Below are 22,710 nucleotides of genomic sequence, written 5' to 3'. Positions count from 1 at the left end.
AATAGGTGACTATATGTCTGTATTATATTCATTGTGTGAATATTTGTTTCTTATTATTTAATGCAGGCGCCGTTATTAAGTTTATCTAAATATATACCAGCGTTGCGCATTCTACCAGATCCTTTTGTGTACCGCTGAAGGCAGGGGAGGAGGTCATTTATAAATACTTACCTTGCCCTGCTTATCATCTGTAGTTTTTCTTTAACGGGAAGCCCGAACGCTTGTTGAAGTCTATTGGGTTATTCATATTATAAATTACTGATCCGCGAGTGGCACTGAGGGTGTTCATCAACCGCGGGCGGTAATTAAATATTTTTATTCTCCGGCTTTCGCTGGTCCTGCGGGCAAGTATGGCAATTGGAAGAGCGGCAGCGGGGACGGTCTGCATCGCGCTAACGCGGGAAACATGTCAGAAAGAACGGGCGTTTCGACATGGTGATGCCCGGGGAAATCACCGGAATAGGTATGGGGAGCGGTAAAACCTATTACAGCCATAGGTAAGACCTGCCGCCGCGCGGATTGCCCTTTCGTTCAGCGGGTGATGTAATCCCTTAGCTGTTACATTAAGGTGTAGAGCGCAACACACTGCCAGCTACTGGCGCTGAACCTACCTGCGGGTGTTTCAGGTAACGGGGCCGCCTGCGAGGGCGGCCTTTTTACTTTTCAGCGCATATAATGCGAAACGCGGTAGAAGATTGCCATCGCGTTGACAGGTTCACAAAGTTGTCTTGTTCCGGTTGTTAGATAACGCTTATTGATTCGATAATGCAAACGCATTGGTCGAGTCAGGAAAAATTCGTTAACTTAGACCTCAACGAAAACACGGAGGAAGTATAGATGTCCTTAATTAATACCAAAATCAAACCTTTCAAAAACCAGGCGTTCAAAAACGGTGAATTCATCGAAGTTACCGAGAAAGATACTGAAGGCCGCTGGAGCGTCTTCTTCTTCTACCCGGCTGACTTCACCTTCGTTTGCCCGACCGAACTGGGCGATGTGGCAGACCACTACGAAGAACTGCAGAAGCTGGGCGTAGACGTTTACTCCGTCTCTACCGACACTCACTTCACCCACAAAGCGTGGCACAGCAGCTCTGAAACCATCGCGAAAATCAAATACGCGATGATCGGCGACCCGACTGGCGCCCTGACCCGTAACTTCGACAACATGCGTGAAGATGAAGGCCTGGCAGATCGTGCCACCTTCGTTGTTGACCCGCAGGGTATCATCCAGGCTATCGAAGTTACCGCTGAAGGTATCGGCCGCGACGCGTCTGACCTGCTGCGTAAAATCAAAGCAGCTCAGTACGTAGCTTCTCACCCAGGCGAAGTTTGCCCGGCTAAATGGAAAGAAGGTGAAGCGACTCTGGCTCCGTCTCTGGACCTGGTCGGCAAAATCTAAATTTCCGTCTCCTTTCACGCAATTGCTGCGTTGGCGTCGCCTGCTCACCCCGGTCACTTACTGAGGTAAGCTTCCGGGGATTCTCAGGCTAGCCGCCTTGCTCTTGCGCGAAATGCTTAGGAAATTGCGTAGTAATATCTGGGCGCATCTGCGCCCGTTTTATTCCAACACCATGATGCAAGCGTATTCAGGCTGCCTGAACGAGGCCGTTTGCATGATGATGTTTTAAGCCCAGGAGATAAAAATGCTCGACACCAACATGAAAACCCAGCTCAAGGCTTATCTTGAGAAGCTGACCAAACCTGTTGAGCTGATTGCCACGCTGGATGACGGCGCTAAATCGGCAGAAATCAGGGAACTGCTGGCTGAAATTGCTGAACTGTCAGATAAAGTCACCTTTAAAGAAGATAACGGCCTGGCGGTGCGTAAGCCGTCATTCCTGATTACCAATCCCGGCTCCAGCCAGGGGCCGCGCTTTGCCGGCTCTCCGCTGGGACATGAATTCACCTCTTTAGTTCTGGCTCTGCTGTGGACCGGCGGTCATCCGTCAAAAGAAGCGCAGACCCTGCTGGAGCAGATCCGCAATATCGACGGTGATTTTGAGTTCGAAACCTACTATTCGCTTTCATGCCATAACTGCCCGGATGTGGTTCAGGCGCTGAACCTGATGGCGGTACTGAACCCGCGCATCAAGCACACGGCGATTGACGGCGGAACGTATCAGAATGAAATCACCGAACGCAACGTGATGGGCGTACCGGCGGTATTTATGAACGGTAAGGAATTTGGTCAGGGTCGCATGACGCTGACGGAAATCGTTGCCAAAGTGGATACCGGCGCGGAAAAACGCGCGGCGGAAGAGCTGAATAAACGTGAAGCCTATGATGTGTTAATCGTCGGCTCCGGCCCGTCCGGCGCAGCGGCAGCCGTTTACTCCGCGCGTAAAGGCATTCGTACCGGCCTGATGGGTGAACGCTTTGGCGGCCAGGTGCTGGATACCGTTGATATTGAAAACTATATTTCCGTACCCAAAACGGAAGGCCAGAAACTGGCTGGCGCATTAAAAGCGCACGTCAGCGAATACGATGTTGATGTGATCGATTCTCAGAGCGCCTCCAGACTGATCCCGGCGACGGTTGAAGGCGGCCTGCATCAGGTTGAGACCGCTTCCGGCGCGGTGCTGAAAGCGCGTAGCGTTATCATTGCCACTGGCGCGAAATGGCGTAACATGAACGTGCCGGGTGAGGATCAGTATCGTACCAAGGGCGTGACCTACTGCCCGCACTGCGACGGCCCGCTGTTTAAAGGTAAGCGCGTGGCGGTTATCGGCGGCGGTAACTCCGGTGTGGAAGCGGCAATCGATCTGGCTGGCGTTGTTGAACATGTTACTCTGCTGGAGTTCGCGCCGGAAATGAAGGCCGACCAGGTTCTGCAGGATAAAGTCCGCAGCCTGAAAAACGTCGATATCATTCTCAACGCGCAGACCACGGAAGTGGTGGGCGACGGTAGCAAAGTCACTGGCCTGCAGTACCGCGACCGCGTGAGCGGCGATGAGCATCACGTGGCGCTGTCGGGGATCTTCGTGCAGATCGGTCTGCTGCCGAATACCAACTGGCTGGAAGGCGCGATTGAGCGCAACCGCATGGGTGAAATCATCATTGATGCGAAATGTGAAACCAACGTGAAGGGCGTTTTCGCTGCCGGCGACTGCACGACCGTTCCGTACAAACAGATTATTATCGCCACCGGCGAAGGTGCGAAGGCGTCCTTGAGCTCGTTCGATTACCTGATTCGCACTAAGACTGCATAATTCATAATAAAGTAAGACCAAACCTGCACAGCAAAGAGGCTACCCTGGGGTAGCCTCTTTTTTTACCTTACTGCCGCTACCTGACCACCATCACCGGAATATGCGCATGGCGAATCACGCTTGAGGCGTTGGAACCCAGCAGATGGGTGCTGATTGAAGGGTTGCGGGAGCCTATCACCACCACATCGGCTTTAATTTCATTGGCCAGTTCATTGACCATATCGCGCACGTTGCCAAAGCGGACGTGCATTTTGATTCGCGACGGGTCAATGCTGAAATGGCCGGCCATCGTTTTCAGGCGCGTTTCTGCTTCATGCTGCAAATGCTCTTCAAAGCGGCGCAGATCGGCGGTAAAACGACTCATCGTGAAGCTTGATGAACCGGGCAGTACGTGGAGAAGATGGATAACCCCGTCCTGCTGGGCTAAAAACTCCGCATGGCGAACGGCTTTATCGCTTAACTCCATTTCAAAGACATCAACGGGCATAATGATGGTTTTATACATATGCATTCCTCCTTGTTCGTCTGCTTTTATATCAACACATTATAGGAAAGTATTGTGCCATTCAGGTCGCAAAATTGTCAGAACGGTACGAGGGCGGCGTAAAAGTTTGTCAAAAGAGAGGAGAAGAGCGAAAGATGCAGAAAGAGGATGCAGTAACATCCTCTGGATAAAGCGCGAAACGCTTCAGGCAGCGGGGAGATTAACGGTGGAAATCGCCAGCGGCCTCCGGCTGATACAGCAATTCCAGCACTTCAAGGTGCGTTGAGGTGCCGCCCGGTAATTCCCAGTGAATGGTGCTGCCGACTTTGAGGCCCAGCAGGGCTGCGCCAACCGGCGCCATCACCGAAAGCTGGGTGGCGCTATCCGTGACCTGCGCCGGGAAAACCAGCGTGCGGATGCGCTCTTCACCGGTGGTTAAATCGCGAAATCTGACCTGGCTATTCATGCTGACAACATCATGCGGCATGGCTTCCGGGGCCAGCATCTGCGCGCGGTCGAGCTCGTCATTCAGCGCGTCCGCTACCGGTGAGTTGGCGAAAGCCGGTTGTTCCAGCAGCCTGTCGATGCGTTCTGCATCCAGTTCATTAATGATAATTGCGGGTCTGGTCATCTCATACTCCATGTTATCCAGGAACCTGTCCGTAAAAGAAAACCCTCACCGAAAATGGCAAGGGTTAATGTCCTCTCATCATACTGAGACTTGCTGGTGGTTTGAAGTGATTAAACGCACATTCATCAACGAACCATAGCGAAGTTGTATGAAATCTAGCCGGCTTTATCCAGCAGAAATTGCTTACCGCAGTTCCCCGGATGGGGTTGGGGTAAGAATGAATCAGCGGAGAGAGGGGCATTAATGGCCGCGGCTTTGATGGAGATTTGCATCTCAGTCAGATAGGCTGGGTTGCCGTTGCAGGTTAACTTGAAAGCCCTGACGTTCTGTTTTCCATAGGCTTCAGCAACCGCGGCGTTGAAGTCATCCCGGCTAACGGTTTGCCCATAGTGCCTGGCCAGGAAGGCGCCCAGATGGCTCTGTTTGATCTCGCCGTTCAGGCGCACCATGGTGCCGAAATAGTTGTCAGGATCGAAACCAAAGCAAACGCCATGCTTGGCATATTCATAACGTTCGAGACATGAGTTACCGCCCGAACCCGGCATCACGCCGTTAAGCTTATTGGCCATTTCCAGCGAGAGCCCGGTTTCAGCCGCCCGACATTTTTGCCCGGCTTTTGCTTCCGGCATATTGGGAACAGGGCGGGTTGCACAGCCAAAGCGCATCCAGCGGCGCTCGTCCACCCCGCGCACGGCAATAGATTTTGGCAGGCTCGGCCACAGGCCGTGAACGGTGAGAAAATCGGCTTTATTGCTGAGTTCCTGCTGCAGGCGGCACTCTTCCGGTTCGCTGCGGTTTCGGTCTTGCATACTTTGGCAGAACCCCGTTTGCCAGGAGAGAGCCAGCACGTAGCGGTCAAAATCACCGTATTGCGTGGCGATCAGCGGATCTGCGCTGACCTGGGCGGCGCTGAGCAAAAGGGCAATGGCAACGAAATCCTTCCTGAACATTTTTATTCCTGATGACAAATGGTCATTGATAACATTGAGTTATTAAAGCATAAAAAAGGCGCCAACAGGCGCCTTTTCACACGGTTTCAGCGTTAGCGGATTGCGCTGCCGGGAACCAGAACTTCGGTGGCGATAATCACCACTAACAAACCAACCAGCACCGGGACAGAGGTCCGTTTCACCACTTCGAACGGCGAAATTTTTGCCATCCCGGCCACGGCGACCACCACGCCGGAGACCGGAGAAATGGTTCGGCCAAGGTTAGATGCCTGCAGCATCGGGATCGAGAGATAAGCCGGATTGATGCCGGAAGAGTGCGCCAGCTTCGGGATCATCTCAACGAAAGCATAGAAGGGGGCGTTACCGGAACCGGTGGTCATCGCCGCCAGCATGGTCAGAATGACCAGCACCAGCATCAGAATGATACTGGCGGAGCCGAACGACGTGGCGATAGAGATCAGACCGTTAATAAAGCCAATGGTACTCAGACCCTGAGCAAAGACGCCGGCGGCTACCAGCAGCATCACCACACCGGCAAACGCGTCAGCCATGCCGCGATACGCCGCTTCCAGGCCATTGAACACATTTTTGGTGTTAAAGCCGCGGCAGAATTCCAGAACCGCCGCCAGCAGCATGCAGAGCACAAGAATCGTTATGATGTGCAGCTCCGGGCCCCATTTTCCGTCGAAAATCAGTACGCCGATTATCGGCGTAAACGGCAGAATGGCGTAGAAAGCGGGGGCGGTCGTGGTTATCTCGTTTACATCGAGCATTTCATGGGCGACGTTTTCTTTTTTATCCAGGTAGCGCTGCCAGAAAAAGTGAGCGATCGCCATGCTGATAATGGCCACAATAGAAATAGGCAGCGTGGTTTTAAAGGCAAAGTCAATCAGCGGCATTTCGGCGGCTTTGGCGGCCAGCACGACATCCCCGGAAGTGGGGGAGAGAATAATCGCCGCCGGAGAAGCGCAGATAGCGGCGGCAGCGCCGCGGCTGATGCCCACATTGACCATCACCGGGAACAGTGTCGCCATCAGCAGTACTCCCAGACCGGTAGCGGAGGAGACGGCCAGCGACATCAGGCAGGCAACGAAATAAGCGGCGATCATCAGTAGATAGGGGGAGTTAATGAAGCGCAGCGGTTTTGACGCCAGCTTCACCACCATGTCATTGGCGCCGATGTGCGTCATATAAGTCGCGAAACCGCAGAGCATCATGATCATCATGCCGAGGTCGCCGCCGCGGCTCATCAGCAGTATCTTAATATATTCAACGATATCGGTTGCAGAATAACCGGTGCTCTTTGCGTCGCCTGGTAAAACCTTATGCCCCATCAGCGCGCTGGCGATGAGTAATACTAAGCCACCGACGAACAGCACGCCGGTGGCGGAATAGCCTTTAATGATATAGCGGGCGACGCCCACAATGACCACAATCCCAATCAGGATCTCTACTAGCGTAAGCATTCTTTTACCCCTAAACCATTAACCCAAAGAATCTACTAATAAATGAAGCGAAGAAAAAATTTAGTGAGGGAATGTGCCTAAAAAACGGGCAAAACTCGCTGACGCAAATCAATAAATCGATGAGAATCCCTGTCAGGCAGTAACATGCCCGCCCGGTCAAAGCCTGGACGCGAGAGATTTTCAGATTTTTTGCACCGGATAAATCAAGAGTTTGCCTAATACCGTTAAGGTAGTATTAAGATTATCTTTGTTATCTTACTCCGCTTTAAAAATGATACTGGTAAGAGAAAAGTGTAATGCGACGTCGATTTATAGGGTTGTTTCTGGGATGCCTGGGCCTGCTGCTATCATCCACCTCCGCTAATGCTTCGTTTAGTTCGACGCTTCGCGACGGCTACAATACGCTGAGCGATAACGTCGCGCAGACCTGGAATGAGCCTGAGCACTATGATCTTTATATCCCCGCGGTGACCTGGCACGCCCGTTTCGCCTATGACAAAGAGAAAACGGACCGCTACAACGAACGTCCCTGGGGCGCCGGCTTCGGCGTTTCGCGCTGGGATGATAAAGGGAACTGGCATGGCATCTATTTGATGGCCTTTAAAGACTCTTATAATAAGTGGGAGCCTATCGGCGGCTATGGCTGGGAGAAAACCTGGCGTCCCTTAGCAGACGATAATTTCCATCTGGGTTTAGGCTATACGCTTGGCGTGACGGCGCGCGATAACTGGAACTACATCCCGATTCCGGTCGTGCTGCCTCTGGCTTCTATCGGTTACGGCCCGGCCACGTTCCAGATGACCTATATCCCGGGCACCTATAACAACGGAAACGTTTACTTTGCCTGGGCGCGCATTCAGTTTTGATGCGATTTTTTATAGCAATAAAAGAGATAAGCGGACTGTCTTGTTGAAAAACAATGACTAACGTGAGCCCGGTGCAAAAAGATAGAGACTTTTATCACTTTTTAGCAAAGTTGCGCTGGACAAAAGGTACCACAATTGGTGTACTGATACCCGACACAGTATTAGTGTCGATTTTTTCATATAAAGGTAATTTTGATGTCTAAGATTAAAGGTAACGTTAAGTGGTTTAATGAGTCCAAAGGATTCGGTTTCATTACTCCGGAAGATGGCAGCAAAGATGTATTCGTACATTTCTCTGCAATCCAGTCCAACGGTTTCAAAACTCTGGCTGAAGGTCAGCGCGTAGAGTTCGAAATCACTAACGGTGCCAAAGGCCCTTCTGCTGCAAACGTAATGCCTATCTAAGCAACGCGTCAGTAGAATATAAAAACCCGCTCATGGCGGGTTTTTTTTTGCCTGCGGTCAGGGGCTAGCGGCTGGCCGCATGTGAAAACAGCCAGAACGCGGTGGCCGTCATGGCAAATGAGCCTAACAAGTTGACCAGTACGTTGAGTAACGCCCAGCTAAAGCGCCCCTGCTGGAGTAGAAACACCACTTCGGCGGAAAACGTGGAGAAGGTGGTCAGCCCGCCGCAAAAGCCGGTGGTGATAAGCAGCTTCCACATCGGATCGATATCCGTCAGGCGGTTAAACCATGCCAGCCCTGCGCCGATAATAAAAGCGCCCAGCAGGTTAGCGGTGAGCGTACCAATGGGGATAGCATGATGCATAGGGTTAAACTTCATACCCAGCCACCAGCGCAAAACGCTGCCGGTGCCGCCGCCAAGAAACACAGCCAAAAGGAGTTGCAACACGGTCATTCCCTGTTTATTGATCGAGACTAAACTTCGAGTGTAGCGCGCGAAAGACCTCACTGGCTATGACTAACCTGACGGGAGAGAAAAGATGCTTGTTGCTGCCGGACAATTTGCCGTAACGCCGGACTGGACGCAAAACGCGCAGACCTGCGTGAGCATGATGCGTCAGGCCTCAGAGCGGGGGGCCGCGCTTCTGGTTCTCCCGGAAGCGCTGCTGGCGCGAGACGATAGCGATGCGGACTTATCGGTTAAATCCGCCCAGCGCCTTGATGGCGGCTTTCTACGGCTCTTGCTGGCAGAGAGCGAAAACAGCGCGTTAACGACGGTGCTGACCCTGCATATTCCTTCCGGCGAAGGACGGGCAGCGAATACGCTGGTGGCGCTACGTCAGGGCAGGATTATTGCGCAATATCAGAAACTGCATCTATATGATGCTTTCAATATCCAAGAGTCCCGGCTGGTCGATGCCGGGCGGCAGATTCCGCCGCTTATCGAGGTGGATGGGATGCGCGTCGGGCTGATGACCTGCTACGATTTACGTTTCCCTGAGCTGGCGCTGTCGTTAGCGCTCAGCGGTGCGCAGCTCATCGTGTTGCCCGCCGCGTGGGTAAAAGGGCCGCTGAAGGAGCACCACTGGGCGACGCTATTGGCGGCGCGGGCCCTGGATACTACCTGTTATATTGTCGCCGCCGGGGAGTGCGGGACGCGTAATATCGGCCAGAGTCGTATTGTCGATCCCTTAGGAACAACGCTTGCCGGGGCAGGAGAGCGGCCGCAGTTGATTTTTGCCGAACTTTCAGCTGATTATATTCAGCAGGTACGCGAGCGTCTGCCGGTGTTGCAGAATCGCCGCTTTGCGCCACCGCAATTATTATGACGTTTTTTTAAACAAGGCTTGATTCACCTTGTTACAGATTGCTATTGTGTCCGCGCGTCAAATAGCCGTTAATTGTATGCGTGTATGATGGCGTATTCGCAGCTTGTATTAGAGAAGAAGGTTAGCTATGGGTGAGATTAGTATTACCAAACTGCTGGTAGTCGCAGCGCTGATTATCCTGGTGTTTGGTACCAAAAAGTTACGCACGCTGGGTGGAGACCTGGGCTCGGCTATCAAAGGCTTTAAAAAAGCCATGAACGATGACGATGACAGTGCGAAAAAGACCAGTGCTGAAGAAGCGCCGGCACAGAAGCTCTCTCATAAAGAGTAATTCGCGACGAGTTTCCTGAACGAGGGGGCTCGCTACCGACGGGGATAAACCGCGTCGGCAAAGAGGCTGCAGCGATAGCGCTGCGGCCTCTTTTGTTATTTGCACTGGGTTTTGACGAAAAAGATGCAACCAACTGTTACCGGGGTGGGATTTTTAGCGGGTAACGAAACGCATCGGCAGAACGGACCGCTGCGCTAAAAATATCACGCCGCGGTCGAGGCAGAGATTACTTCACTTCCATGCCTTTGGCCTGTAGATCGGCATGATAGGAGGAACGAACGAACGGCCCGCAGGCAGCATGGGTAAAGCCCATGGCCATCGCTTCGGCTTTCATCTCTTCGAACTCATCCGGGCTGACGTAGCGCTGTACCGGCAGGTGGTGGCGGCTCGGCTGTAAATACTGGCCTAACGTCAGCATGGTGACGCCGTGGCGGCGCAGATCGCGCATCACTTCTACGATTTCAGCATTGGTTTCGCCTAAACCCACCATCAGGCCCGATTTCGTCGGGATCTCCGGGTGGGCTTCTTTAAAACGTTCCAGCAGCTTCAGGGACCAGTTGTAGTCGGCCCCCGGGCGGACCTGGCGATACAGGCGCGGCACGTTTTCCAGGTTATGGTTAAACACGTCCGGCGGCGTCGCCTGAAGGATTTCCAGCGCACGATCCATACGGCCGCGGAAGTCCGGCACCAGGGTTTCAATTTTAATCGTCGGGCTTTTTTCGCGAATCGCGCTGATGCAGTCGGCAAAGTGCTGAGCGCCGCCATCGCGCAGATCGTCGCGATCCACGGAAGTCACCACCACATAGCGCAGCGCCATATCGGCGATGGTTTGCGCCAGCTTTTGCGGTTCGTTGGCGTCCGGCGTCACCGGGCGACCGTGGGCAACATCGCAGAACGGGCAACGACGGGTACAGATGGCGCCCAGGATCATAAAGGTTGCCGTTCCGTGGTTAAAACATTCCGCGAGGTTAGGGCAAGAGGCTTCTTCGCACACGGAGTGCAGGCCGTTCTTACGCATCGCTGCCTTGATCCCCTGGATACGGGACGAGTCAGCCGGAAGTTTGATTTTCATCCATTCCGGTTTTCTGAGCAGAGCTTCACGCTCAGTTGCCACGTTTTTCACCGGGATAAGGGCCATTTTATCGGCATCGCGGTATTTTACACCGCGTTCCATCACAATGGGTTTACTCATAGCGTGCGTGTTCCAGTTGCGAGTGACGAAGGAAAGCGAATCAATTCAAGTAAATGTTGCATTTATCAACTATTTTTGAATTAAACGCAGGCAGTATATCATTGATACGGGGCATAAAGCAGCCTGCTGGCCGGGCAAATTGTAAAATAGTTGTTGTTTTATGCTTTTCCCTCTCGTGCCTTATCGGCTAAAAAGCCTGACGAATTGTCTCTACGATCTCTTTCAGCAAGGGCTCCTGCGCGCTGAGCTTGTTATAGTGCAGCGCAATATCAATTTTTTCTTCCCGCAGCGGCGGGAAATCGAGCATTTTTAAGGGCCAAATCTTCTCGACCAGGGAAAACATTCCGGAAGTGATTAGCCCCAGCATATCGCTGTCGTTGACCAGGGCTGCCTGGGTTAACAAATTGTAGCTACTGAAACCATAGCGGCGTTCGCCGAGATGTTCCTCCAGGCGACGCAGGATGGTCGTATAGCGCTGTCCTTCGGGCTGCAGGAGAGCGAATTCATATTGGCTCAGGTTTGCTGAGTTTGCGGGGAGCGCGAGGGCCGGATGCCCTGCCCGGCAGAAGATATGTACGCTATCCTGAAATAGCACATGGTGCGTAATCGCCTGCCCGCTGTGAGGGAAGCTATCGACCAGCAGGTCAACCTGACGCTGATTTAACTGGCTGGCCGCGTCGGTAATGGCGACGTTGTGCAGCAAAATCTGGGGAAAGACGCTCCGCAGCTTTTTGGTGATAACCGGCATGATCAACGCGCCGATAGCCGGGGAGGTGGCAACGGTTATTACCCGTTCCCGCTGCGTATTGCCGGTTAAATCCAGGGCGTTGAGAAACGCCTCCATTCCCTGACTGATATGTTTATGCAGATGCGTGGCGTAGGCCGTTGGCGTCACGCCCTGGCCCTTGCGAATAAAGAGCGGGTCAGGGAAGAGGGCGCGCAGTTTGTTCAGGGACTGACTAATCGCCGACGGCGTGATATTCAGTATTTTTGCCGCGTTGACGATACCGTTATGGACGTAAACCGCTTCAAAAATAGTGAGTAAATTGAGGTCTATGTTGCGCAAAATGCGAAACATCTGACGATCGTAGCGATCGTCAACTCGTTCGGTTGGTACGCTCTGAGCGTTATTTTCTTCCACTCTGTATTTCCGCTAGTGATGATTAGCACCATTATAGCGGCCACAATTATTTTATTAGTGATAATTGATTGCAAAAATAAAGGCTTAATCGCGCCTGAGGGATAAATGTGACGTCCCGCGGTCGCGGGACGTGATGGCTAGCGGCCTTGAAGATATTCCGCGGGTGGATCGTTGAGCAACGCCAGCAGATTGGCGGCCAGGCGTGGAGACACGGTCTCCGTACGAGCATCGGGCAGCCACTGGCGCATCTGGGTCATCTCCATTCCGGCATAACCGCAGGGGTTAATCCTCAGGAACGGTGACAGATCCATGTTGATATTCAGCGCCAGGCCGTGGAATGAGCAGCCTTTGCGAATGCGCAAGCCCAGGGAGCAGATTTTTCGATCGCCCACGTAGACGCCGGGGGCGTCGGCTCGCGGGTGCGATTCAATACCGTACTCCGCCAGGGTATTCACAACGGTTTGCTCTAACAGCGTGACCAGCTCACGTACGCCCAGCTTGCGCCGTTTCAGGTTCAGCAGAACGTACATCACCTGCTGTCCGGGACCATGATAGGTGACCTGTCCGCCGCGATCGCTCTGAATAACGGGGATCTCGCCGGGAACCAGAACATGTTCGGCCTTTCCGGCCTGACCCTGTGTGAACACCGGGTAATGCTCTACCAGCCAGATTTCATCCAGCGTGGCATCGTCGCGGGTGTCGGTAAATTCATGCATTGCCTGCGAGACAGGTTCGTAAGGTTGCAGGCCGAGCTGGCGGATGAGGATTTTATTGTGCTGCAAAACAACGTCTCCGCAGAGAGAGAATGATTTGAGTGGGGCAGTATATCACAGCGAGAAAGCGAGAATGACCCGGCGTGGATGCCGGGTCAGGGGAAGAGATTTACAGCACCATCCGAACGATTTCAATATTGCCCAGCTCTTCGTAGAGGGTTTCTACCTGCTCAATATGGGTTGCATTGATGGTAATAGAGACAGAGTGGTAGTTGCCTTTGCTGCTGGGTTTTACCGTCGGAGAGTAATCACCTGGTGCATGGCGCTGTACCACTTCAACCACCTGGTCAACCAGCTCCGGCAACGCCTGTCCCATTACTTTGTAAGTAAATGGTGTAGGGAATTCAAGCAGTTCGTTAAGTTTGGTTTTCATGTCAGCTCCGGTGTTACAACAAAAAATAATAACTCCCACGACGTGTGGGAGTTATCAGGATACCTAGTATATGGGGATGTAAATCACACTTTCAAGTGGTCGATTTTTAACCAAACCAGTGATGGAACATTAATTTAATGTAATCAATGATTTTACCGAAGAAATTGCCTTCCGGGATTTCCTGCAGTACGACCAGCGGGCGCTGATCGATCGTTTTGCCATCCAGCTGGAAGTTAATGGTGCCTACCACCTGATTTTTCTGCAGCGGCGCGTGCAGCTCAGCGTTATTCAGCACGTAGCTGGCTTTCAGATCTTTCATGCGACCGCGCGGGATAGTCAGATAAACATCTTTATCCACGCCGAGCGAGGCGCGATCGGTATCGCCAAACCAGGCGGGCTCAGAAGCGAACTCTTTACCGGCTTTAATCGGATTAACGGTTTCAAAGAAGCGGAAGCCCCAGGTCAGCAGCTTTTTGCTTTCAGACTCGCGGCCTTTGTAGGTGCGGCCGCCCATCACGGCGGAGATCAGGCGCATCTGGCCTTCGGTTGCCGACGCCACGAGGTTATAGCCCGCTTTGTCAGTATGGCCGGTTTTAATCCCGTCGACGTTCAGGCTGTTATCCCACAGCAGCCCGTTGCGGTTGAGCTGACGAATACCGTTGAAGGTAAACTCTTTTTCTTTATAGATGGTGTATTCATTCGGGACATCGCGGATCAGCGCCTGGCCGATAAGCGCCATGTCGCGCGCGGAGCTGAACTGACCATCGGCATCCAGGCCGTGTACGGTCTGGAAGTGGGTGTTTTTCAGACCAAGGGCGTTAACGTAGTTGTTCATCAGGCTGACGAAGGCATCCTGGCTGCCGGCGACGTAGTCGGCCATCGCCACGCAGGCGTCGTTGCCGGACTGCAGGTTGATGCCGCGGATCAGCTGCGAAACCGGCACTTGCATACCCGGTTTAAGGAACATCAGCGAGGAGCCTTTAAAGACCGGGTTGCCGGTCGCCCACGCGTCGTTACCCACGGTGACCAGATCGGACTCTTTAAACTTGCCCGCTTTCATGGCCTGACCAATCACGTAGCTGGTCATCATTTTGGTCAGGCTCGCCGGGTCGCGGCGGGAGTCGGCGTTGTTTTCTGCCAGGACTTTGCCTGAGTTGTAATCAATAAGAATCCAGGATTCGGCGTCAATCTGCGGGGCGCCTGGGATCATCGTTTTGATATTCAGGTCATCGGCGCGGGCAGCGGAGGACAGCGCTGCCACGGAGAGCGCCGTAACGAGTAAGCGAGCGGTAAAAGAGGTCTTCATGGTCTGAACAACGGCATCCGTGATGGAGTTAAAAAAAGTGCCTTACTATAACAAACGCACTACGAACCAGCATCCGACATTGCGCACGACTTTGTTAATGACTTTGTCATGCGCAACGAGCAGGGGAGGCGGGTGCGATGCCTTTAGTTGGCGCGAGTAATAAATGACTGCAGCTGAGCTTCGCTTTGCAGACGCTGTTGAATCGTGCTGGCCTGCGCTTTGCTGCTGAATGGGCCGAGCTGAATACGCCATACCGCGCCGTTTTGCGTGACGCGGCCCGGGACGGAAAATTGCTGACTCAGACGCTGCTGGTACTGCTGCGCGCGGGCCTGGTCGCTGACGGCGCCGACCTGTACGACGAAATCGCCGCTGGCGCTGGCCGCTGCGGCAGGCGCTACGGCAGCGGTGGCGGCCACGGCGGGCGCAACGCTGCCTTGTACTGAGCCCGGGGCGGTCACCGGCGCGCTTTGAACGACAGGCTCGCTGCCTTCCAGCACGCCGTTATTCAGCGGCGTCGGGGCGCCGAGGAAACCGCCGCTGTTGACCGGCGCGCCGGTGGCGTCTTCCGGCTTCAGCGTTGAATTACTGATGGCGTGCACGTCAGTTTGCGCGGGTTGACTCATTGCCGCGCCGCTGTCGCCGTCAAGATTCGGGCGGGCGGGCAGCGCGTAGGTCTGTTTGGCTACGGTGGTACAGGCCATACCCGGACCGGAAAGCGAGCCGTCCGGTGCGACGACGATCGGGTCGATGCGCACTTTGGTATTGTTCGAGGTATTCAGACGATCGGCTGAGGCGCGGGACAGTGAAATCACGCGATCGTTACCGTAAGGCCCGCGATCGTTGATGCGCACGACGATCATGCGGCCGTTCGCCAGGTTGGTGATCCGCGCGTAGCTTGGGATCGGCAGCGTAGGATGGGCCGCGGTAAGCTGCGTGGGATCGAACGCTTCTCCCGATGCGGTCAGATTGCTGTTAGGCTCGGCGTCGTAGATGGCTGCGAAGCCTGCCTGGGTGAAGTTAGACGGATCCTGGACGATTTTGTAGCTTTTGCCGTCGCGTTCATAATCCTGATTCGCCGTGGCGTTAGGCGTTTCGTACTGCGGGTCGGCGCCGCTAATCTCCACCGTTGGGCCATTGCAAACGGCCGGCTGTGGAGTGCTGACCGTTTTCTGTTGAACGTCTTCACTCGAACATGCCGCCAGCAGCCCTGCTGCTATGCAGATCCCCAGCCATTGCTTACGCATCGCGAACCCCTTACACGCTTTTCGACAACATTTTTCTGTGAGTATGGATCGACATGACGATACCAAACCCGGCCATCAATACGATTAGGGCAGAGCCCCCGTAGCTGACCAGCGGCAAAGGTACCCCCACCACCGGTAAAATACCACTTACCATACCAATATTTACGAAGACATAAACGAATAAAATCAACATTAAACCACCGGCCATCACCCGGCCAAAGGTGGTTTGCGCCTGGGCGGCAATCCACAACCCGCGCATAATCAGCAGAATATAGAGCGCCAGCAGAATCAGCACGCCGATCAGCCCCAGCTCTTCCGCCAGGACGGCAAAGATAAAGTCGGTATGGCGCTCAGGCAGAAACTCCAGCTGCGACTGGGTTCCGTGTAGCCAGCCTTTTCCACGCAGTCCGCCGGAGCCGATGGCGATTTTTGACTGAATAATGTGGTAACCCGCGCCGAGCGGATCGGTTTCCGGGTCGAGCAGCATCATTACGCGCTGGCGCTGATAATCATGCATCAGGAAGAACCAGAGGATGGGAATAAAGGCGGCGACCAGCACCACGGCAATACCAATCAGACGCCAGCTCAGGCCAGACAGAAAGAGGACAAACAGACCGGACAGGGCGACCAGAATCGAGGTCCCGAGGTCAGGCTGCGCGGCGACCAGCAGCGTAGGCAGGAAAATCAGCACCAGCGCGATAGCGGTATTTTTCAGCGATGGCGGGCAAACGTCGCGGTTGATAAAGCGCGCCACCATCAGCGGTACGGCTATTTTGGCGATTTCCGACGGCTGGAAACGGACGATGCCGAGATCCAGCCAGCGCTGCGCCCCTTTGGAGATGGCGCCGAAGGCGTCAACCGCCACCAGCAGGATAATACAAAAGATATAGAGATAGGGCGCCCAGCCTTCATAGACCCGCGGCGGGATTTGCGCCATGACGATCATGATAACAATCCCCATGGCGATCTGGCCGATTTTGCGCTCCATCATGCCCATGTCCTGACCGCTGGCGCTCCAGATCACGAGCGCGCTGTAGGTCAGCAGCGCCAGCAGGATAAGCAGCATGGTGGGGTCGAGGTGGATTTTATCCCATAGCGATTTTTTATTCGGATTATCAGTCATTATTGATCCTCCCCAGCCGTTACCGCCGGGTTTTCACTCGGCAGATTGGTGTTATTATCACCCAGCATTATATGATCGAGAATCTGACGCATAATGGTACCGACTGCCGGACCTGCGCCGCCGTTCTCAAGAATAATCGCCACGGCAACCTGGGGGTTGTTGTAAGGGGCAAACGCCGTCATCAGTTTATGGTCACGCAGGCGTTCAGCGATTCTGTGCGCGTTATAGGTTTCATTGGCTTTCAGGCCGAAGACCTGAGCGGTACCCGATTTGGCCGCAATTTTATACGGCGCGCTGGCGAAGTATTTATGCGCGGTACCGTTGCCGCGGTTGGCTACGCCAAACATCCCGTCTTTGGCGATTTCCCAAAAACCGGAGTGAATATCGCCGACCGGCGGTTCATGCGGCTGAACCCACGGCACAGGTTTGCCGTCCTCCACCGTGCTCTGCAGCAGGTGCGGTACTTTAACCACGCCGTCGTTAATCAGGATCATCAGCGCCTTGTTCATCTGGATAGGCGTCGCTGTCCAGTAGCCCTGTCCGATGCCGACCGGGATAGTATCGCCCTGGTACCACGGTTTCTTGAAGCGCTTGAGCTTCCATTCGCGGGTCGGCATATTGCCGGAGCGCTCTTCCGCCAGGTCAACGCCGGTATAGTGGCCATAGCCGAATTTGCCCATCCACTCCGACAGGCGATCGATGCCCATGTCGTAGGCGACCTGGTAGAAGTAGGTGTCGGCCGACTCCTCCAGCGCTTTGGTGACGTTCAGATGGCCGTGGCCCCACTTTTTCCAGTCGCGGTAGCGTTTATCCGAGCCGGGAAGCTGCCACCAGCCGGGGTCAAACAGGCTGGTGTTGCGGGTAATAACCCCGGCGCTGAGCGCCGAGACGGCCACGTATGGCTTAACCGTCGACGCCGGTGGGTAAACGCCCTGAGTCGCGCGGTTAACCAGCGGCGTATTGGGATCGTTGAGGAGTCCGGAGTAGTCTTTGCTGGAAATACCGTCAACGAACAGGTTGGGATCGTAGCTTGGCGTCGAGACCAGCGCGAGGATTGCGCCAGTGCGCGGGTCGGTGACTACGACCGCCGCGCGGCTGCCGGCCAGCAGCGTTTCAATGTACTGCTGTAGCTTCAGGTCGAGCGTTAAATAGATATCGCGCCCGGCCTGCGGCGGGACCTCTTTCAGCTGGCGAATCACGCGGCCACGGTTGTTCACTTCAACCTCTTCATAGCCGGTTTGCCCGTGCAGGACATCTTCGTAATAGCGCTCGATGCCCAGCTTGCCGATATCGTGCGTGGAGGCGTAGTTAGCCAGCTTCCCCTCTTTATCCAGGCGATCGACGTCTTTATCGTTAATTTTAGAGACGTAGCCGATAACGTGGGTCAGGGCGGAGTTATAGGGATAGTAGCGGCGCTTATAGCCTTTGACTTCCACGCCGGGAAAACGGTACTGGTTCACTGCGAAACGGGCGACCTGCACTTCGCTGAGGTTAACTTTCACCGGAATAGAGGTAAAGCGGTGCGAGCGGGCGCGCTCTTTTTTAAAGTTCGCCACATCGTCATCGGTGAGGTCGATAACATCGCGCAGCGCATCCAGCGTTTGCTGAACGTTGTCGACCTTCTCCGGCATCATCTCCAGCTGGTAAATCGTACGGTTGAGCGCCAGCGGCGTGCCGTTGCGATCGTAGATAATGCCGCGGCTCGGCGGAATCGGGACCAGCTTGATGCGGTTTTCGTTTGAACGCGTTTGATAGTCGGTGTAACGCACAATTTGCACGTTATAAAGGTTGGCGATCAGTACGCCGGTAAGCAGCAAAATCCCCAAAAAAGCGACCAGCGCCCGGCGCACGAACAGCGAGGATTCAGCCGTATAGTCGCGGAAAGAATTCTGTAATTTCATTCGCTGCTTAGTCTACCCTGGTCATCATTACTCACGGTGGTAAGGGTGGTTGGTGGTAATGCTCCACGCCCGATACAGACTCTCGGCCACCAGTACGCGGACCAGCGGGTGAGGTAGGGTGAGCGTTGAGAGCGACCAACTTTGTTCCGCCGCCGCTTTGCAGGCGGGTGAAAGGCCTTCCGGGCCGCCGATAAGCAGGCTAACGTCGCGGCCATCCTGTTTCCAGCGTTCCAGTTCGCGCGCCAGCTGCGGCGTATCCCAAGGTTTCCCCGGAATATCCAGGGTGACGATGCGGTTTTTGCCTGCAGCCGCCAGCATCATTTCGCCTTCTTTTTCGAGAATGCGCTTGATGTCGGCGTTTTTGCCGCGTTTACCGGCGGGAATTTCCACCAGTTCGAACGGCATATCCTTTGGAAAACGGCGCAGATATTCGCTAAAGCCGGTCTGAACCCAGTCCGGCATTTTGGTGCCAACGGCTACCAGGTGCAGCTTCACGCGCTAACTCCAGAGTTTTTCCAGCTCGTACAGACGACGGCTCTCTTCCTGCATAACGTGAACCATAACGTCGCCGAGATCGACCACGATCCAGTCCGCGGCGGCTTCGCCTTCAACGCCCAGCGGCAGCATCCCGGCGGCGCGAGACTCCTGCACAACGTGGTCGGCAATGGACATAACATGGCGCGTGGAAGTGCCTGTGCAGATAACCATGCAATCTGTAATGCTGGATTTGCCATGAACGTCAATGGCTACGATGTCCTGACCTTTCAGGTCATCAATTTTGTCGATAACAAAATCCTGGAGTGCTTTACCCTGCAAGAGTTCCCCCTGGGTGTGTGAAGAGTGATAACAATAAACAGCCTGACAGTATACCCGAACTGTTGGCAAAGTCGGGATAAATGTCGATAAACGGGCGGTGAAGGCGGCTATCATCCCATCCATCGCCGATGATTGCATCGCCATTTTTGTAAAACAATTTCTGCAAAGTTCAAATGGCGGATGCAGCCTGGCTGCGGAGAATAACAGCCTGCTTTGCACTGTCAATGGTCTGCGCGCAATTCTTCTTCCGCCAGCCAAACGGCCCGGCTATTTAGTACGCGCAGCGTGGTGAAATCAGGCTGGAGATCGACAAGGCTCCACGCGCCATGCTCGATGGGGAAGTGCCACATCGCCGAATCCGGCATGTTCAGAAGTTGCGCGACTAAGAGGCTAAGCACGCCCTGATGACCGACGATAAGCAGATGGTCAAGTTCCCGAAACTGAGAGAGGGTGACGGTAAAGCCGCGGACGCGTTCGGCAAACGCCTGGAAGCCCTCCCCGTTGGTGGGCGCCGCGTGCTGCCAGTCGGCGCACCATGCGGCGTAGTTTTCGGCATCTTCCTGCTGTAAATCGCGGTGGTGGCGCATTTCCCAGTCGCCGAAGAACATTTCATTGAGCGCGGCGAAGGACTGGCGGGGGACGTCACGGTCGCCCAGCAGGAGGCTGGCCGTGCGCTGGGTGCGCTCAAGCTCACTGCAAAACGCGCGCTGAAACGGGACGGCCCGCAGCCGCTTTCCCAGCGTTTGCGCTTGTCTGATTCCGCGCTCGGTTAACGCAGTGGGCGCGTGCCCGCTATAGAGGCCCGCGACGTTGGCCTCGGTTTCGCCATGACGAACTAACCATAACTTCATGATGACCCTCTCGAAAGGAGTCTATGAGACTGTCCTTGTGGCAAGGCTAGCAGTAGAGCTTCTGCTCATGGATATAGTCGAGTACGGTTTCCGGCAGCATGTCCGCGCAGGATTCGCCGGATTCAAGACGCTGGCGAATCAGGGTGGCTGAGATATCAAACCACGGCGTTTCGGCCAGGTAGATAACGCCCGTCGGGCTGCTATGCATCCGCTCTACGTCATGAGTGAGATATTTGTCCAGCCACTGCTGATCATGCTCGCACGCCATGGTCAGCGGATAGCCCGGGCGCCGGCAAACGATCAGATGCACGTTATCAAGAATGCTTTCATAGTCGTGCCAGGTGGTAAAGGTGAGCAGCGAATCCTGGCCAATAATAAACGCCAGCGACCGTTTTGGCCCTTGCTCCTGGCGCCACTCGCGCAGGGTTTGCGCGGAGTATGACGGCGTGTCGCGCTTGAGTTCGCGATCGTCGAGGATAAACAGCGGCTTATCCGCGATGGCCAGCTCCAGCATATGCCTGCGTTGGTCGCTGGTGGCTTCGGGCTGCGGGCGGTGCGGCGGCACGTTGTTGGGCACGATGGTGACTTGATTAAGGCCAATCTGGTTGGCCAGAATTTCCACCGGTTTAAGGTGACCATAATGCACCGGATCGAAGGTGCCGCCGTACATTGCCAGTAACTGAGTCATATCAACCATCAATAAAAACGTCTGCCAGCGCTTTATGGCAGAGCAATAAAGAGAGACTTTCCAGCTCGGGCCATACGGAGTGCCCGTAATCCTGCTTGAAGGTGAGTTCGGCACGGGTCAGCAACGTCACGGCCTGGCGCAGCTGGTCGGCGCTGAGGCGGGCCAGCGCATCGCTAACCAGCTGGCGGCGGTTCTGCCACACGCGATGTTTGTCAAACAGCGAACGCAGCGGCGTATGGGCCGACTGCCGCTTCAGGTTGACCAGCAGCAGCAGCTCGCGCTGTAGGGTGCGCAGCAGGATAGCGGGCTCGCTGCCTTCCAGACGCAGCTGTTGCAGAACGTGGAGTACGCGCTTACTTTTCCCGGCCAGCAGCGCATCAACCCAGTGATAGGGGGTGAAATGCGCGGCATCATTCACCGCCTGCTCAACCCGCGGCAGCGTCAGTTTACCGTCCGGCCACAGCAGCGACAGACGCTCCAGAGCCTGCGCCAGCGCCAGAAGATTACCTTCATAGCAGTAGCACAGCAGCTGACTGGCCGCGTCATCAAGCTGCAGATTATTCTGCTTTGCGCGCGCGGCGAGCCAGCGCGGCAGCTGGGCATATTCCGGCGTCTGGCAGCTTACCTGCACCGCCCGGCTGGTCAGCGCCGTCATCCATGCGGCGTTCTCCTGCGCTTTCGTCAGCTTATTACCGCGAACGATGAGCAATAAATCTTCATGCAGCATGCCGACAAGCGTCGCGAGCTGTTCGTTAATTGCTGCATTAGGGCCATTATCGGGCAGGATGAGCAGCAGCGTCTGGCGGCTGGAAAACAGGCTCATGGCCTGGCTTAACGAGAACAGGGCAGGCCAGTCGGTACTGGCATCAACGGTGGCGGTGTGATGTTCGATAAAGCCTTGGGCGGCCGCGGCTTCGCGGATGGCGTCTTGGCTTTCCTGCAACAGCAGCGGATCGTTGCCAAGCAGCAGATAGGCCGCGCGCAGCCCTTCAGTGAGCTGCGCGCGGAGCTGTTCCGGGTACAACCGAATCATCAGTTACCCAGCGTGGTGGAGACGCGATTGCCGGAGGTTGAAGCGGCTGGGGTCGTCGTGACCGGCTTCTCATCCTCTTTGGTGGCTTCGACATCCGCAACGTGTACGCTCGGCAGCTTACGGATCAGCTGCTCCGCGGCTTTGTCGTACATTTCCTGAACGATCATGTCCTGCTCGGCATCTTTCGCTAACGCCGCCTGCGGGTTATCGAAGAACGAGCGGTAGACTTTGGTCGTGATGGGATAGATATCATGGCCTGGGATCAGGACGCTGGCATTTACCGTCATCACCATCTGATATTCCGCAGTACGGCCGTCCTGGAAAATAGATGCTGTATCTTTCTGAATGGACGATGTCTCCAGACGCAGGGAAGGAATATCCTTGCGCAGGGTACTGCTATCGACCAGTTCAACGCCGTTCAGACGCAGCTGATTACGGACAGCACGACTTAATGGTCCATTGGGATCGCCCGACTGGAAGATCATGGTTTTCATTGCGGTCGGAACCTGCGTAGTGCTACGCAGGTGCCAGCCGCAACCGGCGGTGATTAACACCGCCAAAGATAACAACAATGTTGCCAGATATCGCACGCTTCCT

The 22,710-nt window shown here is 54.8% G+C and carries 25 protein-coding genes; 6 read left to right on the top strand and 19 right to left on the bottom strand.

Translation table 11 applies throughout. The annotated features are described in order from the left end of the window. Positions 1–837: 837 nt before the first annotated feature. Positions 838–1,401, top strand: coding sequence for an alkyl hydroperoxide reductase subunit C (gene ahpC, locus JLG71_RS20245; RefSeq protein WP_002894394.1), 564 nt, complete (start codon positions 838–840; stop codon positions 1,399–1,401). Between the two features lie 244 nt (positions 1,402–1,645). Then, positions 1,646–3,211 (top strand): alkyl hydroperoxide reductase subunit F, encoded by a 1,566-nt coding sequence (gene ahpF, locus JLG71_RS20240; protein WP_004848755.1) that lies wholly within the window; start codon positions 1,646–1,648, stop codon positions 3,209–3,211. Positions 3,212–3,287: 76 nt separating this feature from the next. Here the strand turns inward: ahpF and uspG are convergent, their stop codons facing one another. From uspG to dcuC, 4 genes are all read right to left on the bottom strand, one after another. Further along, entirely contained in the window at positions 3,288–3,716 is a 429-nt protein-coding gene (gene uspG / locus JLG71_RS20235) for a universal stress protein UspG (protein ID WP_004100140.1), read from the bottom strand. Between the two features lie 199 nt (positions 3,717–3,915). Further along, complete coding sequence (gene rnk, locus JLG71_RS20230; RefSeq protein ID WP_032748687.1) at positions 3,916–4,326, bottom strand: nucleoside diphosphate kinase regulator; 411 nt, start codon at positions 4,324–4,326, stop codon at positions 3,916–3,918. A 155-nt stretch (positions 4,327–4,481) separates the two neighbouring features. Beyond that, positions 4,482–5,276: a ribonuclease I gene (rna, locus tag JLG71_RS20225; RefSeq protein ID WP_049084005.1), complete on the bottom strand. Its 795-nt coding sequence runs from the start codon at positions 5,274–5,276 to the stop codon at positions 4,482–4,484. 92 nt (positions 5,277–5,368) lie between these two features. After that, positions 5,369–6,742, bottom strand: a complete 1,374-nt coding sequence (dcuC, locus tag JLG71_RS20220; protein ID WP_014228392.1) for an anaerobic C4-dicarboxylate transporter DcuC — start codon at positions 6,740–6,742, stop codon at positions 5,369–5,371. A 296-nt stretch (positions 6,743–7,038) separates the two neighbouring features. Between dcuC and pagP the strand changes: the two genes are divergently transcribed. Next, positions 7,039–7,608 carry a lipid IV(A) palmitoyltransferase PagP gene (gene pagP, locus JLG71_RS20215; RefSeq protein WP_014228393.1) on the top strand — a complete coding sequence of 190 codons (570 nt, stop codon included), beginning with the start codon at positions 7,039–7,041 and terminating at the stop codon, positions 7,606–7,608. Between the two features lie 195 nt (positions 7,609–7,803). Continuing rightward, positions 7,804–8,013, top strand: a complete 210-nt coding sequence (gene cspE, locus JLG71_RS20210) for a transcription antiterminator/RNA stability regulator CspE (RefSeq protein ID WP_004100146.1) — start codon at positions 7,804–7,806, stop codon at positions 8,011–8,013. Between the two features lie 64 nt (positions 8,014–8,077). Here the strand turns inward: cspE and crcB are convergent, their stop codons facing one another. Next, positions 8,078–8,461 carry a fluoride efflux transporter CrcB gene (crcB, locus tag JLG71_RS20205; RefSeq protein ID WP_025106403.1) on the bottom strand — a complete coding sequence of 128 codons (384 nt, stop codon included), beginning with the start codon at positions 8,459–8,461 and terminating at the stop codon, positions 8,078–8,080. Positions 8,462–8,552: 91 nt separating this feature from the next. Here crcB and JLG71_RS20200 point away from each other — a divergent pair, with 91 nt between their 5' ends. Continuing rightward, positions 8,553–9,341 (top strand): deaminated glutathione amidase, encoded by a 789-nt coding sequence (locus JLG71_RS20200; protein WP_102803488.1) that lies wholly within the window; start codon positions 8,553–8,555, stop codon positions 9,339–9,341. Positions 9,342–9,468: 127 nt separating this feature from the next. Continuing rightward, on the top strand, positions 9,469–9,672 hold the full coding sequence (gene tatE, locus JLG71_RS20195; RefSeq protein WP_004130411.1) for a twin-arginine translocase subunit TatE: 204 nt from the start codon (positions 9,469–9,471) through the stop codon (positions 9,670–9,672). A 226-nt stretch (positions 9,673–9,898) separates the two neighbouring features. Here the strand turns inward: tatE and lipA are convergent, their stop codons facing one another. The 14 genes from lipA to lptE all read right to left on the bottom strand — a co-directional run bounded on the left by lipA (position 9,899) and on the right by lptE (position 22,703). Then, positions 9,899–10,864 carry a lipoyl synthase gene (gene lipA / locus JLG71_RS20190; RefSeq protein WP_004848774.1) on the bottom strand — a complete coding sequence of 322 codons (966 nt, stop codon included), beginning with the start codon at positions 10,862–10,864 and terminating at the stop codon, positions 9,899–9,901. Between the two features lie 187 nt (positions 10,865–11,051). Beyond that, positions 11,052–12,005: a YbeF family transcriptional regulator gene (locus JLG71_RS20185; protein ID WP_116280165.1), complete on the bottom strand. Its 954-nt coding sequence runs from the start codon at positions 12,003–12,005 to the stop codon at positions 11,052–11,054. A 137-nt stretch (positions 12,006–12,142) separates the two neighbouring features. After that, the gene (gene lipB / locus JLG71_RS20180) at positions 12,143–12,787 is read right to left on the bottom strand and encodes a lipoyl(octanoyl) transferase LipB (protein WP_014228397.1); all 645 of its coding nucleotides are present in this window, start codon (positions 12,785–12,787) and stop codon (positions 12,143–12,145) included. 100 nt (positions 12,788–12,887) lie between these two features. Next, entirely contained in the window at positions 12,888–13,151 is a 264-nt protein-coding gene (gene ybeD, locus JLG71_RS20175; RefSeq protein WP_004100153.1) for a DUF493 family protein YbeD, read from the bottom strand. A 106-nt stretch (positions 13,152–13,257) separates the two neighbouring features. After that, positions 13,258–14,457, bottom strand: a complete 1,200-nt coding sequence (gene dacA, locus JLG71_RS20170) for a D-alanyl-D-alanine carboxypeptidase DacA (RefSeq protein WP_014228398.1) — start codon at positions 14,455–14,457, stop codon at positions 13,258–13,260. Positions 14,458–14,600: 143 nt separating this feature from the next. After that, entirely contained in the window at positions 14,601–15,701 is a 1,101-nt protein-coding gene (rlpA, locus tag JLG71_RS20165) for an endolytic peptidoglycan transglycosylase RlpA (protein WP_025106399.1), read from the bottom strand. Between the two features lie 10 nt (positions 15,702–15,711). Further along, a complete protein-coding gene (mrdB, locus tag JLG71_RS20160) occupies positions 15,712–16,824 on the bottom strand; it encodes a peptidoglycan glycosyltransferase MrdB (protein ID WP_004100156.1) in 1,113 nt (370 codons plus the stop codon). Beyond that, positions 16,824–18,725, bottom strand: a complete 1,902-nt coding sequence (mrdA, locus tag JLG71_RS20155; protein ID WP_004130417.1) for a peptidoglycan DD-transpeptidase MrdA — start codon at positions 18,723–18,725, stop codon at positions 16,824–16,826. The genes mrdB and mrdA overlap by 1 nt, the downstream gene beginning before the upstream one ends. A 27-nt stretch (positions 18,726–18,752) precedes the next feature. Next, positions 18,753–19,220, bottom strand: coding sequence for a 23S rRNA (pseudouridine(1915)-N(3))-methyltransferase RlmH (gene rlmH, locus JLG71_RS20150; RefSeq protein WP_004100160.1), 468 nt, complete (start codon positions 19,218–19,220; stop codon positions 18,753–18,755). A gap of 3 nt (positions 19,221–19,223) precedes the next feature. After that, on the bottom strand, positions 19,224–19,541 hold the full coding sequence (gene rsfS / locus JLG71_RS20145) for a ribosome silencing factor (protein ID WP_004100162.1): 318 nt from the start codon (positions 19,539–19,541) through the stop codon (positions 19,224–19,226). A gap of 221 nt (positions 19,542–19,762) precedes the next feature. Continuing rightward, positions 19,763–20,392 (bottom strand): adenosylcobalamin/alpha-ribazole phosphatase, encoded by a 630-nt coding sequence (locus JLG71_RS20140; protein WP_049069420.1) that lies wholly within the window; start codon positions 20,390–20,392, stop codon positions 19,763–19,765. A gap of 46 nt (positions 20,393–20,438) precedes the next feature. Next, the gene (gene nadD, locus JLG71_RS20135; protein WP_200913774.1) at positions 20,439–21,089 is read right to left on the bottom strand and encodes a nicotinate-nucleotide adenylyltransferase; all 651 of its coding nucleotides are present in this window, start codon (positions 21,087–21,089) and stop codon (positions 20,439–20,441) included. After that, complete coding sequence (holA, locus tag JLG71_RS20130) at positions 21,082–22,113, bottom strand: DNA polymerase III subunit delta (RefSeq protein ID WP_049084012.1); 1,032 nt, start codon at positions 22,111–22,113, stop codon at positions 21,082–21,084. Before holA ends, nadD begins: the two co-directional genes overlap by 8 nt. After that, complete coding sequence (lptE, locus tag JLG71_RS20125; protein ID WP_004130425.1) at positions 22,113–22,703, bottom strand: LPS assembly lipoprotein LptE; 591 nt, start codon at positions 22,701–22,703, stop codon at positions 22,113–22,115. The genes holA and lptE overlap by 1 nt, the downstream gene beginning before the upstream one ends. Positions 22,704–22,710 lie beyond the last annotated feature (7 nt).

This window comes from Klebsiella michiganensis, from assembly GCF_015139575.1.
Taxonomy (GTDB): Bacteria; Pseudomonadota; Gammaproteobacteria; order Enterobacterales; family Enterobacteriaceae; genus Klebsiella; species Klebsiella michiganensis.
The sequence above is the reverse complement of the archived record's forward strand: the minus strand, read 5'-3'. Positions and strand labels throughout refer to the sequence as shown.